Origin of the sequence: Actinoplanes sp. NPDC089786 (assembly GCF_040684855.1) — a bacterium.
Lineage (GTDB): Bacteria > Actinomycetota > Actinomycetes > Mycobacteriales > Micromonosporaceae > Actinoplanes.
Genome location: NZ_JBFBGU010000035.1, coordinates 21,755 through 36,640 on the forward strand (window position 1 = coordinate 21,755; position 14,886 = coordinate 36,640).

The 14,886-nt window shown below is 70.2% G+C and carries 14 protein-coding genes and 1 pseudogene; 5 read left to right on the top strand and 10 right to left on the bottom strand.

Annotation, left to right across the window (positions count from 1 at the left end):
* Positions 1-4: 4 nt before the first annotated feature.
* From AB0O15_RS44535 to AB0O15_RS44545, 3 genes are all read right to left on the bottom strand, one after another.
* The gene (locus AB0O15_RS44535; protein ID WP_364333059.1) at positions 5-808 is read right to left on the bottom strand and encodes a carbohydrate ABC transporter permease; all 804 of its coding nucleotides are present in this window, start codon (positions 806-808) and stop codon (positions 5-7) included.
* Positions 809-899: 91 nt separating this feature from the next.
* Positions 900-1,841: a sugar ABC transporter permease gene (locus AB0O15_RS44540; RefSeq protein ID WP_364333062.1), complete on the bottom strand. Its 942-nt coding sequence runs from the start codon at positions 1,839-1,841 to the stop codon at positions 900-902.
* A gap of 10 nt (positions 1,842-1,851) precedes the next feature.
* Positions 1,852-3,210, bottom strand: coding sequence for an extracellular solute-binding protein (locus AB0O15_RS44545; protein ID WP_364333065.1), 1,359 nt, complete (start codon positions 3,208-3,210; stop codon positions 1,852-1,854).
* 222 nt (positions 3,211-3,432) lie between these two features.
* On the opposite strand from AB0O15_RS44545, the gene AB0O15_RS44550 reads away from it, so the two are divergent.
* Positions 3,433-4,644: an ROK family transcriptional regulator gene (locus AB0O15_RS44550; protein ID WP_364333068.1), complete on the top strand. Its 1,212-nt coding sequence runs from the start codon at positions 3,433-3,435 to the stop codon at positions 4,642-4,644.
* Between the two features lie 145 nt (positions 4,645-4,789).
* Positions 4,790-5,011: pseudogene (locus AB0O15_RS44555) on the top strand (low temperature requirement protein A); the annotation flags it as partial.
* A gap of 44 nt (positions 5,012-5,055) precedes the next feature.
* Here AB0O15_RS44555 and AB0O15_RS44560 read toward each other — a convergent pair.
* Both AB0O15_RS44560 and AB0O15_RS44565 read right to left on the bottom strand, forming a co-directional pair.
* The gene (locus tag AB0O15_RS44560; protein ID WP_364333071.1) at positions 5,056-5,976 is read right to left on the bottom strand and encodes a phosphotransferase; all 921 of its coding nucleotides are present in this window, start codon (positions 5,974-5,976) and stop codon (positions 5,056-5,058) included.
* 32 nt (positions 5,977-6,008) lie between these two features.
* Positions 6,009-6,194 (bottom strand): hypothetical protein, encoded by a 186-nt coding sequence (locus AB0O15_RS44565; RefSeq protein ID WP_364333074.1) that lies wholly within the window; start codon positions 6,192-6,194, stop codon positions 6,009-6,011.
* A gap of 941 nt (positions 6,195-7,135) precedes the next feature.
* Here AB0O15_RS44565 and AB0O15_RS44570 point away from each other — a divergent pair.
* The 3 genes from AB0O15_RS44570 (at position 7,136) to AB0O15_RS44580 (ending at position 11,717) form a co-directional block, all read left to right on the top strand.
* A complete protein-coding gene (locus tag AB0O15_RS44570) occupies positions 7,136-7,390 on the top strand; it encodes a hypothetical protein (RefSeq protein WP_364333077.1) in 255 nt (84 codons plus the stop codon).
* A gap of 321 nt (positions 7,391-7,711) precedes the next feature.
* Entirely contained in the window at positions 7,712-7,945 is a 234-nt protein-coding gene (locus tag AB0O15_RS44575) for a hypothetical protein (RefSeq protein ID WP_364333080.1), read from the top strand.
* 157 nt (positions 7,946-8,102) lie between these two features.
* Positions 8,103-11,717 (top strand): hypothetical protein, encoded by a 3,615-nt coding sequence (locus AB0O15_RS44580; RefSeq protein WP_364333082.1) that lies wholly within the window; start codon positions 8,103-8,105, stop codon positions 11,715-11,717.
* Positions 11,718-11,724: 7 nt separating this feature from the next.
* Here the strand turns inward: AB0O15_RS44580 and AB0O15_RS44585 are convergent, their stop codons facing one another.
* From AB0O15_RS44585 to AB0O15_RS44605, 5 genes are all read right to left on the bottom strand, one after another.
* Positions 11,725-12,177 (bottom strand): peptidase inhibitor family I36 protein, encoded by a 453-nt coding sequence (locus AB0O15_RS44585; RefSeq protein ID WP_364333085.1) that lies wholly within the window; start codon positions 12,175-12,177, stop codon positions 11,725-11,727.
* Between the two features lie 63 nt (positions 12,178-12,240).
* A complete protein-coding gene (locus AB0O15_RS44590; protein WP_364333088.1) occupies positions 12,241-12,654 on the bottom strand; it encodes a hypothetical protein in 414 nt (137 codons plus the stop codon).
* A gap of 72 nt (positions 12,655-12,726) precedes the next feature.
* Positions 12,727-13,143, bottom strand: coding sequence for a hypothetical protein (locus AB0O15_RS44595; protein ID WP_364333091.1), 417 nt, complete (start codon positions 13,141-13,143; stop codon positions 12,727-12,729).
* A gap of 47 nt (positions 13,144-13,190) precedes the next feature.
* The gene (locus tag AB0O15_RS44600) at positions 13,191-14,093 is read right to left on the bottom strand and encodes a hypothetical protein (protein ID WP_364333094.1); all 903 of its coding nucleotides are present in this window, start codon (positions 14,091-14,093) and stop codon (positions 13,191-13,193) included.
* A 424-nt stretch (positions 14,094-14,517) separates the two neighbouring features.
* Positions 14,518-14,748: a hypothetical protein gene (locus AB0O15_RS44605; protein ID WP_364333097.1), complete on the bottom strand. Its 231-nt coding sequence runs from the start codon at positions 14,746-14,748 to the stop codon at positions 14,518-14,520.
* Positions 14,749-14,886 lie beyond the last annotated feature (138 nt).

Below are 14,886 nucleotides of genomic sequence, written 5' to 3' on the forward strand. Positions count from 1 at the left end.
CTGGTCATCCCTTCAGCGCCCCGCCGAGGCTGGAGCGCAACAAGTGCTTGCGGACGAAGACGTAGAGGATCGCGGGCGGCGCCATGTAGACGATCGAGCTGGCGGCGAGCAGGCCCCAGTCGACCTGATTGTGCTCGCTGAAGGCGCGGAAGAGCCCGATGGACAGGGGGTAGAGCTCCTGGCTCTGGAGCATCACCAGGGGAGTGAGGAAGTCCCCCCAGACACCCATGAACGTGAGCATGGCGGCGGCGCCCAGGCCGGGTCCGACGAGCGGGAGGACGACGCGGCGGATCGCCTGGATGCGGGTGCTGCCGTCGAGCCAGGCCGCCTCCTCGAGCTCGATCGGCACGGCCGAGACCGTCCCCTTGAGCAGCCACAGGGTGATGGGCAGCTGCAGCACCGCCTCGACGAGGATCAGACCGTGCAGGGTGTTGGTGAGCTCGAGCTTCACCATGATGAGGTACAACGCCACGATGGTGGCGGGCGCCGGGACGACCCTCACCAGCAGGATGCCGAACATGAACAGCCGTCGTCCACGGAACTCGAACCGGGCGAGGGCGTAGCCCCCGGCCAGCCCGAGGACGAGGTTGATCGCCGTCGCGCCGACGCCGATGACGAGGCTGTTGACGAGCAGCCGAGGAGTGCCCGAGTCGGTGAAGAAGTGGACGAAGTTGTCGAGGGAGAGGGAAGGGGCCTGGACGTTGGGTCCGGCGTTGGCGTCGACGGCGCTGAGCACGACCCAGGCGAAGGGCACGACGCAGAAGACGACGAGCAGGGCGATCAGCATGTAGCCGAGCACCCGCTTCACGACATCGATGCTCGTGAGACGCCGTTTCCTCCTCGGCGCGGCGAGGTCTGCCGCAGGCGACGGCTCCCGGCGGCTAGTGACGGCGGTCATCTCACACCTCGACCTTCGCGAGGCGGACGTAGACCAGGCCGAGGACGAGCACCAGCGCAAGCAGGATCATGGAGGCCGCGCTGCCGATGCCGATCTGCGAGAACTGCAGGGCGCGCTCGTAGATGTAGATCGCGGAGATCGTCGTGCGCCCGCCCGGACCGCCCTGGGTGAGGAAGTAGACCAGTCCGAAGGCGCCGATGGTGCTGATCGTGGTGAGGAGCAGATAGAGGAAGACCGGTCCGCGGATGAGCGGCAGCGTGACGAAGCGGAAGACCTGCAGGGCTGTGGCGCCGTCCATGCGCGCAGCCTCGATGAGCTCGCCGGGAACGTCCTCCAGCGCGGCCTGGAACATGATCATGGCGAAGGCGATGCCGCGCCAGATGTTGACGACGACGACGGACGCCAAGGGCACGACCTGCAGCCAGTCGGTGGCATCGGCGCCGAACAGCCCGGTCAGCTGGTTGAGGGTGCCCGCTGAGTTGTTCGACAGCACACTCGCCCAGGCCAGGGACGCGACCACCTCGGGAACCACCATCGGCATGAGGATCGCGGCGCCGACGAGTCCCTTCCCCCGGACCCAGGGCCGGGCCAGCAGGACGGCGGCCGTCATCCCGAGCACGGTCTGGCCGATGATCGCCGAGTAGAGGACGAACTCGCCCGTCCGGCCCAGTGATGCCAGGAACTCGGAGTTCGACAGCAGGTAGGTGTAGTTGTCGACACCGACGAACTGCGGGTCACGCGCGGCGAACCCCGTCAGCTGGGTGTTGGTGAGGCTGAGGTACGCGCCGTACACGGCCGGCGCCAGGATGAACACGACGATGAGCAGGGCCGCCGGTCCGAGCAGCAGCAGGACCACGGGCCAGGTACGTCGGCGGCGCCGCTTCGGCGACGCCTGCCCCGTGGGGCCGGCCGCCGCCGAAGCGGTTGCGGCGATGGTGGTCATGGGTGTGCGGTCACTCCTTGACGAGGTTGGGCCCGAGGAGGTCCGTCGCGTTCTTCAAGAACGCGTCGTAGGCCTGCGCACCGTCGGCCTTGCCGTTGATGATGAGCTCGGTCGCCGCGGCAACGGCCTGGGCCACCTGCTCGGCACCGTCGCCGGTCGGCACGTAGACACTGGTGGCGAGGTCTTTGCCCGCCTGCAGGAGCTTCGGCTCGTCGGCGTACGGCTTGACGTCCGCGAGGTCGTCGCGCGGCGCCGCGGCACCGGAGCTCACCAGCTGGTCCGCGAGGGGCTTGCCGGTGGAAAGGTACTGGGCGAGGAGCATCGCCGCGTCCTTGTGCGGGGACGAGGCGGGGATGCCGTAGCCGAACCCGAGGCCGCTCCACCCGAAGGGCGCGTCACCGCTGCGCAGGCCGGGGTACTGCCAGGTGTCGACCTTCTCGTTGAGGCCCTTGATGGGCGCCTTGCCCTCCGGGCCCCAGTCGAACTTCCACCCCGAGGTGCCCTGCGCCGAGACCTGGATCTTGCCCTCGGGGAACTTGACGTACTTCGTCGGCTCCCAGGGGTTGGGGTTCTCGAGGTCCTGCACCGGGAGCAGGCCCTTGGAGTACATGGTGTAGTACAGGTCGAACACCGCTCGGAAGCCGGGGCTCTTGAGGTCCCACTTGCCGGTCTCGAGGCTGTAGTAGTTCTTGTCCGTGCCGCCGAGGATGGGCTGGAAACCCTCGGTCCACGTGCTACCGCCCCACGCGGTCCCGGCCGGGATGACGATGGGCGTGCCGCCGGTCTTCTGCTTGATCTGCTCGAGGCGCGAGAGGAGATCGTCCCAGGTGGCCGGCTGGGCGGTGTCGATGCCGAACTGGGTGAGCTGGTCCTTGCGGTAGAAGAGGTTCTGCACGCCGGTGTCGTGAACGAGGGCGTAGATCTTGCCGTCCTGGCGGACCATGGCCTTCTTGATCTGCGGGTAGTAGTGGTCCCACCCGTCCCAGTCCTTGAGGTAGTCGTCCAGGGGGGTGAGGTACCCGGCGCCGGCCCACCCGGGGACGAGGCTGTCGCCGATGTCGATGAGGTCGGGGGCCTGTTTGGCGATGAGCTGCTGGGTGACCTTCGTCTTGAACTGGTCGTCGGTGAGGGGATCGGCGACGAGCTTGACCTTGATGTCCTTGCCCTGCTTCTTCATGTCGGCCTCGAAGCCGGGGATGAGCTTGGCCACCGCGTCGATGCGCGACTGCTGGAACTCCATGACCGAGACGGTCACCGGTCCGTCACTGCCGTCCTTGCCGCCATCTTCACTTCCACCGGAGCAGGCGCTCAGCGCGCTCGCCACGATGGTCCCGGCGGCGACGATGGCGATAATACGTATCCGCTTCATCGCGTCCTTCTCCTGCTCACGGTCCGTGGACCTCTTTTACCCAATCGATGGGGAAACAACGTTGCGACAGTAATCCGTCGTTAACATGCTGGTCAAGAAGGCTGGGTCTTCCGCCTGCGATGGGGTCGATCCGGGCCGGTCGCATCTTGGCCCAATCGGTGGGAGAATGAGGCGCCACGGGTGCACGCCCGGGGACTGACGGACGTGTGAGGGAGGACCGACGTGCTGCGCGGGAGCAACCTGCTCCGCCTGGCGGACTTCAATCAAGCAGTCGTCCTGGACCTCATCCGCCGCGACCCAGGACGCAGCAGGGCCGACGTGCAACGCACCTCCGGGCTCTCCTCGCAGACCATCTCGAACATCGCTCGTCGCCTCATCGAGGGCGGGATGGTGGAGGAGAGCGCGCCGCTCGACGCGGTGCGGGGGCGGCCGAGCATTCCGTTGAGGGTCAAGGCCGACGGAGCGTTCGCCGTGGGCGTGCACCTCGACCCGGCACGCCTCACGCTGCTGCTGCTCGACCTCGCCGGCGAGGTCCGAGAGCGGCTGCAGCTGCGCATTCCCGGCGACCTCAACCCTCGCGACGTGATCTCGCTCATCGCCCTCAACACGGGCCGGCTCATCAGCGCCGCCGGGGCGGATCGGCACCGCGTGCTGGGTCTGGGCGTCGCGGTGCCGGGGCCCCTCGACGTCGTCAGCGGTGTCATGCTCGACCCGCCGCAGCTCCCTCGGTGGCACGACGTGAGATTGCGGGCGGACCTCCACGACTTCACGGGCATGCCGGTCCTGCTGGACAAGGACGTCACGGCGTCGGCCACGGCCGAGCTGCGCACCTCGGCCAGCTCGGACTTCCTGTTCCTCTACCTCGGGTCGGGTGTCGGAGCCTCCGTGGTCACGGCCGGCCAGGTGCTGCGCGGCGTGAGCAACAATATCGGCGAGGTCGGCGACATCCTCGTGGACCCCTTCGCGGAGGACCTCGGCTGGGGCGGGCGACGGGGTGGACTGGCGGCTGCCTGCGTCCCCGAGGCGCTGGTCATCCAGGCCGCACAGGCCGGACTCATGCCGCTGCCCAACCTGACCGACTACTCGGCCATCGACGACGCCTGCACCCTGATCTCGGAGCTCGCCGCCTCCGGTGACCCCAAGGCCTCCGACCTCCTGCGGCGGGCGGCCCACCGCGTCGCCGTCGGGATCGCGGTGCTCGTCAACTTCCTCGACGTCTCGCGCGTCGTTGTCGGCGGGCCGATCTGGGACCGCCTCAGCGAGGCATTCCTCCCCATTCTTGGACCCGCGGTCCGGAACGAGCTCATCGTTCCGCGGGAGTCGTTCTCCGTCGAGGGTTCCGTGGTGAGCGAGCAGGTCGCGGCGCTGGGCGCGGCAGAACTCGTGATGGACCACTTCCTGGCGCCCCGGGCCAGCGTCCTCGTCATGGACTGAGGGTCCACGAGCGCGACCGAATGCCGCCGGGTGCTGCGAGATCTAGCTCTGCACGGCGTCCGATTCGGTGGGGCTCTCCCGTGTGGTCTTGGGTTGCGGGGGTAGTGCTGACCGGCAGCACCGCACCATCGGCCGGGGAGAGCAAGTGTCCAATGACCAGGAACGGTTGGACGAGGAAGAGGCGGAGCAGGTCGAGGCGGTCCGGCCGCCCGACCTGAATCAGGAGTCGGATCGGTCCGCCACCCGCCTGGAACTCTTCTTCGACTTGGCCTTCGTGCTGTTCGTGGCGCGCTGCGCGGACGTGCTCGCGAAGGACGAGACGTGGCACGGCGCGCTGGTGTTCTGCGCCGTTCTCACCATCGGCTGGTGGGCCTGGGCGGTCCCGCGTCGAGGTCCTGCTGGCCGACCTCCTCACGAAGCGCTGAGGTTGCCCAGCGACTCGACGAGGTTGTCCCAGGTCTCCCGGTCGTCCTCGGTGTCCCCGTGCGGTGCCGCGAACCACGCCAGCCCTTCCGCGATCTCGCTGAGGTCCCACCGCAGCCGATAGAGCTCGAGCGCATCGGCCCGCAACACCACCCCGGTGGCGGCCGTGTAGGCCTCCTGCATCCCGTCCAGCTGCCAGACGTCCCGCTCGGGCGGCGCGACCATGGCCGTCTCCCAGTCGATGAGCAGCCACCGCCCACCGGCCCGCATCGTGTTGCCCGGGTGCGGCTCCCCGTGCGTGAGCACCATCTCCGGCGGCGACGAGCGGACACCGTCGACCAGCGAGCCGTACCGGGCCGTGGCCGCGGAAACCGGGCTCAGGTCAAGCTTGGCCACCCGGGGCCCGTAAGGCCCGGCTTCCGGACGCACCGGACCACCGGCTGGAATCGCATAGTCATCCGCACAGGCCAGGTCCCGGACGGAGGCCGGCGCCGCGTGAACGGCCACCACGAGGTCGAGCATCGCCGCGCGATGGGAATCCGAGTAGTCGTCCCACCCGAAGCTCTCACCCTCGACATGCGGGTAGACCGTCACCGCATAGAACTCCCCGACGCGCACGACAGGCGCCCCGACCGGCGCCACGACAAAGTCGCATCCGGAGTCCCGCAGGGCGGTAGCCGCGGTGAGCGAGGCCAGTAACTGGTCGAAGCCACCCAACTGGTCGAAGCCACCCTTGCGCAGATCGACCACCGAGACGAACCACCGCCTGCCGCCGGCGTCGACGACGGCCCAGTGATGCGCCCCGAAGCCGACCGCCCGATAGTCCAGCGTCGCGGCGGTCAGCGACCAGCCGGCGGCGAGAGCGTCGCGCACCACCGGCTCGGACAGGTCATCGGGCGGAGTCAGCACAGGCTCACGATAGGACCCCCGGCAACCGGATTTCAGCCGGCGCGGCGCTGGAGGAACTCGTAGACGTCCTGGGCGTCGACGCCCGGGAAGCTGCCCGGTGGCAGCGCGGCGAGCAGGTGGCTGTGGACCCGGGCGCTCGGCCAGGCGTGGCCCTCCCACGTGTCGACCAGCGTGGCGGGCGGGCGGCGGCAGCAGGACGGATCCGGGCAGCGGGACACCGTACGCCGGGAAGTGTCGCTTCCCCGAAACCACGCCGAAGCCGCGCTACGGGCAGAACCTGTCCCGGAGCGATCGACGTGCATGCCAATCACTCAACGGACAACAGCCGACACCGATACGCGTCGATCAGCTGAGACGCGGAAGAGTCTCTGGAGAACCGTCCCACTTCATCTCATAGGCGCCGGCGTTCGACTGTCCTCGGGCGTACGGACGGCCGATGCCCGAACCGGATCGACGGGCCAGCGCAGCATGACGACGGTCCTCCAGCACCCGGGACCTTCTCGACGCTAGCCGCAAGGATCAGGGTATGACCATGGGAAACGCCGAATTCGTGCTCGGTGGAAGGACAGTCAGATGGCGCGGGAGGCGCCATACAGGTTTGGCTGGGTATGAGGGCGCCGGAGGTGTCAGAACCGCTCAGCCCGTCATGGCGTGACGTTTCGGCCAACGAAGGCGCGCCTGGTTCGCTGCCGCGGACCTGGGCTTCTCAGTGGGGCATCTGGGCTGCTGCTGGCGGCTCGGGCGGCAGCTGCTCACGTTTGCGGCCGATGTGCTGCAGGGTCTCCTGCAGCGCGGAGACCTCGCCGAGCCACTGTTTGGTCGGTGCCTCGGCGATCCGTTCATGGGTATTGGCTTCGATGGCGTCCAGCAGCGGCCGCTGCGCCGGGTCGAGCCGCAGGTGGGGGCAGCGGATACAGGCTTAACCGAAATGATCTTGGATTCTCGGCTTCCAGGGTGACGCGACCAGTCCGCAGGCTAAGGGGCCGAAGGTCGTCGTCCACGTGTGCAATGACCTCGGCGGCTGGGGCAAGGGTTTCGTGGTGGCGATCTCACGTCGGTGGCCGGAACCTGAGAACGCCTTCCGGCGGTGGCACCGCGAGCGCGCGGGTAACGACTTCGGCTTGGGCGCCACCCAGCTCGTGCAGGTGCGGCCCGACCTGTGGGTGGCGAACATGGTCGGCCAGCACGGCATCCGCCGGGGCAGCGCCGGCCCGCCGGCCCGCCGGTCCGTTACGACGCCATCGACAAGTGCCTGCACACCGTCGCCGAGGACGCCGTCCGGCTCTCCGCTTCGGTCCACATGCCGCGGATTGGCTGCGGTCTGGCGGGCGGTCGCTGGGAACGCGTCGAGCCGCTGATCGTCGCTGCGTTCTGCGAGTGCGACGTCCCTACTACCGTCTACGACTTCGACTGATCCCGGCGATGCCCGGGGTTGCCGGGAGCATCGACCGGGCGCTGGGCTGTTCCCTGGTTCGGTGGACGAGCTTTGAGCCTGTCCTACCCGAAAGGATGGTCGGCATTTTCCGGCGTGGGACGGTGTGGCGTGGCAGGGGTGCCGGTACCCCGGCGGGGATCTTGCTGGCGAGTGTCAGCTGGCCGACGTGATGGATCGCAATGTCGTGCGCGTGCCACACTCCCGAATGGGTAGGTGCGATGTCCGGATACCGATCGTTCGAACCCTGACGGCCGTCACCCGATCGGTTTGCGGCTTGGTGACGTCGAGTGCAATGGCTTCATGACTGCTAAGCGCCGGATCGCCGGTCGGTCGGTACGGGAAGCGATGCGGTCACAGCGGTGGCAGCTGACGACTTCGGTGCTCGCCATCATCGCCAGCGCCGCAGTCCTCGTGCCGTGGTCGTGGTCGTGGTGGCGGCAGGGTGCACGGCTGGCGGACGAGTTCGGCTGGCGGTGGTTCCCGCTCGTCCAGCCGCCAGCCGACCTGGGCCAGGTCGAGCCGAGGTCCAGGTGATGGCCGAGCATCCGGCCGGTGGCGGCACCGCCGCCGACCCGCGCAGTCCATCTCGGACACTTTTCGAAAAGGCATGAATCCGACTGTATCGAGATTCTCGGCCCGCCGGACGGGATGCTGATCCGAGGGATTGGCCACTATGGATGAGGTGTGAGGGATGCCGCGTCCGGAACGTTCGCTGGATCCTGCTGCCGGTCCGGTGCAGATGCTGGCCGCGGAGCTTCGTGACCTGCGCCGGCTGGCGGGAAACCCGGGATATCGCGACCTTGCCGCCGAAGCCGGCTATTCGGTCGCGGCGCTGGCCAATGCCGCTGGTGGCCGGAGTCTGCCGAGCTTGGCGGTGACGTTGGCGTTCGTCCGCGCGTGTGGCGGCGATCCGGCCGACTGGGAGCGGCGGTGGCGTCAGGCCTCGGCCGAGTGGGCGGCGTCGCGGGAGAACGGTGTGCCGCGGCAGTCCTCGCCGGCCGAGAAGGAGCCGCCCTATCTCGGGCTGATCGGCTACGGCGTGCAGGACGCGGAGCGCTTCTTCGGGCGGCGGCGAATCCTGGCGCGATTGGCCGAGATGCTCGCCCGGCACCCGTTCGTGGCGGTGTTCGGAGCGTCCGGCAGCGGCAAGTCCTCGCTCCTGCGGGCCGGTCTGATCCCCGCGGTACGGTGCGGCGGCGACCACGTCGAGCTGATCACTCCGGGTGCGGAGCCGCTCAGGACGCTGCGTGACGCGCTGGAGCGGGTCCCGGTCCTGCTGGTCATCGATCAGTTCGAAGAGCTGTTCACGCAGTGCCGTGATCCGGCCGTTCAGGGCGACTTCATTGCCGAGGTCGCGGACGCGGCGGAGGGTGCCGAGCCGCGGACGCGAATCGTGATCGGGGTCCGCGCTGACTTCTACGCACGCTGTGCGGAGTCCGCGCCCCTGGCCCGGCTGCTCGCCGGGGCCAACGTCCCCGTGGGCCCGCTGACCCCGGACGAGCTGCGCGAAGTGGTCACTGAGCCGGCCCGGCCCGCCGGCCTGACTGTCGAGCGCGCGTTGGTGATCAAGATCGTGGCGGATGCCGAAGGGCAGCCGGGCGCCCTGCCGCTTGTCTCTCACGCGTTGCTGGAGACGTGGCGGCAACGCCGCGGCAATGTCCTGACGGTGGCCGGGTACGAGGCCGCGGGCGGGATGAGCGGCGCGATCGCCCAGACAGCGGAGTCGGTCTACCAGCGTCTGGACGCGCGGAATCGGGAGACGGTCCATCAGGTGCTCACCCGCCTGATCACGCTGGGCGAGGGGGTACCGGACACTCGGCGCCGGGCCCGGATCGACGAGTTCGACCAGCCCGGCGTGAGTACGGTGCTCGCCGAGCTGGCCGGCGCACGTCTGCTGGTGCTCGGCACCGACACCGTCGAGATCGCTCACGAGGCGCTGATCCGGGCCTGGCCCCGGCTCGACGACTGGCTGCAGGCCGACCGCGGCGAGCTTCATCTGCACCACAGGCTCACTGAGGCGAGCCTGATCTGGCGATCGCATGACCGCGACAGCGGCGCGCTCTACCGCGGCGCGCCACTGGCTGCGTGGGACGGGCGTGACCTGCGGCGCCTCAATGCCCTGGAGCGCGCGTTCCTGACCGCCGGCCGCGAACGGCGGGCGGCCGAGGCGATGGCCCAGCGCCGCCGCGTGCGGCTCGCCCTGACCGGACTGACGGCCGGTGTGGTGGTGCTGAGCGTGCTGGCCGCCGTCGCGGGGGTCCAGGCGCGCCGGGCGAACGAGCAGCGCGACCTGGCCCGCTCTAGCCAGCTGGTGGCCAACGCCCGGGCCCAGCTGCAAGTCGATCAGGAGGTCGCGCTGTTGCTGGCGATCGAGGCGGACGACACCCGGCCCACCGAGGAGGCCCAGGCGGCGCTCCGCCAGGCGGTGGCCGACTCACGGGTCCGGGCAACCGTGCCCGCGGGCCAGGGCCAGGTGATCCAGGTTTCGTACAGCCCGGACGGCCGCATGGTCGCCAGCGCCGGCGATGACGGCACCGTCCGTCTGTGGCAGCGCGCCGAGCCGGACGGGCTGATGGCGGCCCCACGCGTCCTGCGGCACGGCGACTCGGCCGTGAACGGCCTCGGCTTCAGCCCGGATGGACGTCGGCTCGCCGCGGGCGGGGCTGACGGCCTGGTCACCGTGTGGGATCTGGCCGGCGGTGCACCGGTCGTGCTGCGGGGACCGGAGACCGTCGTGCACGCTGTCGCGTTCAGCCCGGACGGCCGGCGGGTCGCCGTCGCCGGCGACGACGGCACCGTCCAGATCTGGGACCCCGCCGGCCGGCGGCCACCGCTGACCCTGACGATCGGCAGCCCCGCGCTCAGCGTCGCCTTCAGCCCGGACGGAAAGCAGGTCGCCGTCAGCGGCACCGGGACGATCCACCTCTGGAACGCGACCGGCCGGGGCCGCCCGAGGGTGCTCACCGGTCATGAGTGGACCGTCAAGGATGTGACGTTCAGCCCGGACGGACGCCGCCTGGCCAGTGCCGGCTCCGACGGCACGGTACGCATCTGGCCGGCCGCCGGTCCCGGAGCGCCGGTCATCCTGCGTGGCAACGACTCCTACGTCGAGTCCGTGGCGTTCAGCCCGGACGGTCTCCGGGTGGCCAGCAGCCACAGCGGCAGCAACACCATCCGGGTCTGGAACACGACCGGCGAGCAGGACCCGGTGGTGTTGCGCGGGCATGACGGAGCGGTGTGGAGTGTCGCGTTCAGCCCGGACGGCCGGCGGCTGGCCAGCGCGAGTACCGATGGCACGATCCGCTTCTGGGATCCCGGCGTCGCCGCCGACCCGCTCGTCCTGCGCGGCCATCATGGGGCGGCGTGGACCGTCGCCACGGGCGCCGACGGGCGGCTGATGGCCAGCGGAGGGTTGGACAAAGCAGTGCGCGTCTGGCGAGATCCGTGGCGCTCGGATCCGCTCGTTCTGCGGGGCAACACGGATGAGGTCCTGGCTGTCGCGGTCAGCGCGGACGGCCGCTGGGTGGCGAGCGGCGGACGGGACCGGACCGTACGCGTCTGGGACGCGCGGACCGGCGAGGCACGTGCCGTGCTGCGCGGCCACACCAAACCCGTCTTCGGTGTCAGCTTCAGCCCGGACGGTCAACGCGTGGCCAGTGGCAGCAAGGACGGCACGGTACGCGTCTGGTCGCTGGCCGGCGGCTCACCGCTGGTGCTGCGGGGCCATGCCGGCGGCGTCCGTGCCATCGCGTTCGCGCCGGAGGGCCGGCGCATCGCGAGTGCGGGCGCCGACGGCGCGATCCGCATCTGGCCGGCCGACGGCACGGGAACACCGACAGTGATCCAGGACCAGCCGTCCGGCCGCCAGGTATGGGCGGTCGCGTTCAGCCCGGACGGCCGGCGCCTGGCCGTCGGCGGCCAGGACGGCGCGCTCCGGCTCTGGTCCAGTGACGGCCAAGGTCCACCGCTGTCCCTGCACGGTCATCGCGACGTCGTCTGGAGCGTCGACTTCAGCCCGGATGGCCGGCTGCTCGCCAGCAGCGGCCAGGACGGCGACGGCGTGCGGATCTGGCAGGCCGGGACCGGCCGTGAACTGGTCACGGTGCGGGGCCACGGCGCCTCGGTCGAACAGGTCAGGTTCACCCCCGGCGGCCGGCTCGCCACCGCGCACGGCGACGGCACCATCCGGCTCTGGCACTGCGAGGTCTGCGGACCGATCACCGAGGTCCGCAGCAGGGCGAGGGCCCGGGCGACCCGGGCCCTCACCGCCGAGGAACGTGACACCTTCGTCCTTCCGTCCCGGTGAAGCAGTGTCAACAGCCATCCGGCCAGCTGTTCCACCGGTGCGATTGGATGAAGACCCCCGCGTTTTCAACGTACTGGCCGCCCCGCTGCTCGAGCCAGACCCAGAAGTTCTGATAGCCGGCGCTCAGGTAGAAGCAGACGCCGCTGTAGGCCGAGTTCTGCCCGTTGTTGTAGAGGGCCTTCACTGCCTGGTCGTCAGCCCAGGAACAGACGACCGGCTGGGCGTACCAGTTGTCGTCGGAGTTGCTCCAGCTGCATCGCTGGCTCGTGCCGCCGTTGGTGTGCGGCCAGGCGCATACGCTGCCCGCCGGGCAGGACAACGCGAGCCGGGCCGATACCTCCGCGGGCGTGGAGGCGCCGCCCGGATCCGGTCGGGCCGCGGCGGCGGCGCCGGTGCTCCCCAACACCAGGGCCCCGATAAGCACCAGGGCGCTGAACACCCGGCGCAGGACGTGATTCATCGTTTGCTCCCCTTCGCCTGAGGCGCCGGCCGGGCCACCTCGGCGGCCCGGCCGGCGGCAGTGCTAATAGCCGTACATGAACGTGTCGTCACCGTCGTTGAACGTGTAGTAACGACAGTGATAGGTGGTACACATGTCCCAGTACGCGTAGGTGTCCCCGGTGTTGTCGTTGAGGATGTACTGCGTCCCGGCGTTGTCGCAGGACCGTGCCTGGCGCACCTGGCCCGGGTTCCAGAAGTAGACCGACACGCAGCTGCCGTCGGTGTACATGTCGAAGACGTGGCCACGGTATTGGCCGTCGCCGTCGCACGTGCTGGCGTACTGGGCGGCCTCCTGCCCGATGAGGTTGCCGCCGTAGTACATGGTCACCGCCTGCGCCGTGCCGTAGCAGGCGGCCTGCGCCGGTGCCGCCGGCCCGGCCACGGCGCCCACCACCGCGAACGCGAGCACGACCAGGGCGGCTGTCAGCCGCCGCACCGGACCGCGGCGGACGGCGGATCTGTCGGATGGCAACATTGTCCTTTCCCCTCTCGCTGGCGGAAACCCGGCCTAATAGCCGTACATCGTGTCGTCGCCCGGGTTTCCGGTCGTGTTGAACCGGCAGACGTACGTCGTGCACATGTCCCAGTAGGACGCCAACCGTCCGCCGTAGGTGTCGTTGAAGATGTACTGAGTTCCGGCGTTGTCGCAGGACCGTGCCTCGCGCACCGGGCCCGGGTTCCAGAAGTAGACCGACACGCAACTGCCGTCGGTGTACATGTCGAAGACGTGACCGCGGTATTCGGTGTCGCCGTCGCACGTGCTGGCGTACTGGGCGGCCTCCTGTCCGATGAGGTTGCCGCCGTAGTACATGGTCACCGCCTGCGCCGTGCCGTAGCAGGCGGCTCGCGCCGGTGCCGACAGGGCGACGGCCCCGGTGGCGGCGACGGCGAACGCGGCCAGGCCGGTCAGGAGCCGCCGCACCACTTGTCTGAATATCATCCCGATCCCCTCGTTCCGGATGACCGATCTGGTCATCGAGCGGGCAATTGATGCAGGGCCGACAGCTCGTACTCGCGGTGCACGGCGTCGACCACGGATTTCAGCGCCGTGCCGCAGGGCTGCTCCACCACCGCGACGGCGATCTCCTCCCGTTGCAGCCGGCGCAACTGCGCGAGCCGCGGCGGCGGGAACACCTCGGCCAGCGTCAGGTCCGACGGGTCACCACCGCGGTCGGCGCGAGCGGTGGCCTGGGCCTGGAACGCCGTCGTGTACGGGCGCGCCTTCCGCTGGAAGTCGGCGGTGACCTCAGCCGGTGTGCTCGCCGGCTGACCGGCCGCGCTCATGCACGACCGGTAGGCCGCCCGGGCGCGCACCACCCGGGCGTCGCGTTCCGCCGCGGTGGCGATCTCCCGAAGCTGGTCGCCGACGGCAGAACTGGTCACGAACTCACCCGCGCCGGAGATCGGCGGGACCCCCAGCACGGACATCGCCCGCCGGTCGCAGGCATCCCGCGCCGACCGGTACGCCTGACGCTGCTCCGCGCTCAGGGTCCGGAGAGCCTGCCGGTTGGGGTCGACGACCGGCCGGCCGGGCTGCACCGATCCGATGCTGGTCGAGATGCCGAAGCCCGCGGTGGCGGCGAACTCGGCGGGCGCCAGGCCGGAGGCCAGCGGGGGTGGCAGCGGGCGATGCCACGGCCGGTACGGCAGGCCGTCGGCGGCCATACAAGCGGTGACCACGGCGTCCCAGCGGCTCTGGTACTCATCGACGGCTCCGCTCGGCTGCGGTGTCGTCGTGGTGGTGAGCACGTCGCGGATCTGCTCGATCTCGGTGTCGCTCAGGCGCTCGCCGCCCTCGACCCGGCAGGCGCCGAGCAGCAACGCCATGGCCACCGCTACGGTCAGCCGGCGGACGTTCCGCGAAGACGTCGACACGGTTCCCCCTCTCCCGACTCGCTCGGCACCGCACAGGTGCCGGTCCCCAGGGAACCCGGCGGCCGGGTTGTTCAGTAGCCCCGTGAGCAGGTAAACAACTGGGCCTGGGGTCGGGCCGGCTGGTGCGGGCGCCGGCACCGGTCAAGATCGGATGGTGCAGCGGTGAACCGTTGTGCTCCTGGCCGGTGGCATCGCCGTCGCCTCGGCCCGACGGGTCCTCGCGGCACCGGCGGCGGTTACCGGGTGCGACTCGACCATGGCGGCCTGCGCCGCGCACCTGCACCACGAGCAGCGGATCGGCCGGCCGAAGGTGCGGGCGCACTTCGCCGGCCGGCCATCACCACCGACGACCGCGAGTACGGGCCCGGCACGTCAGCCGGAACCGCCCTGCCCCGAGCCCGTCCCGCAGCGGGCCTCGGGCCGCTCAGTCGTTCAGCTGGGCGCGTTCGATCTCGGCGAAGGCCGCCGTGAGGCAGGCCGTGACCTGCTTGTCGGCGGCCTCGTCACCAGCGGGGGTGTCGCCGAGCAGGTCGGCCAGGCCGAGCAGGTCGGCCAGGAGGAGGGCCGCGTGGCGGGCCCGGGAGGACGGGGGAGGCAGCGGCTCGCCGTCGTCGTCGTGGACGCCCAGGGCGCCGGCCAGCAGGAGCAGCAGCACGTGCGGGTCGGTGTCGGGGTGCCAGGTCAGGGCGGCCCGGGCGCAGCGTTCGAGGATGGCGCGGACGTCGTCGCCGTCGACCCCGTCGGGGTGGGTGTCCTCGAGGACCGATGGACTGTCGCGCTGCGGGTGGCGCGC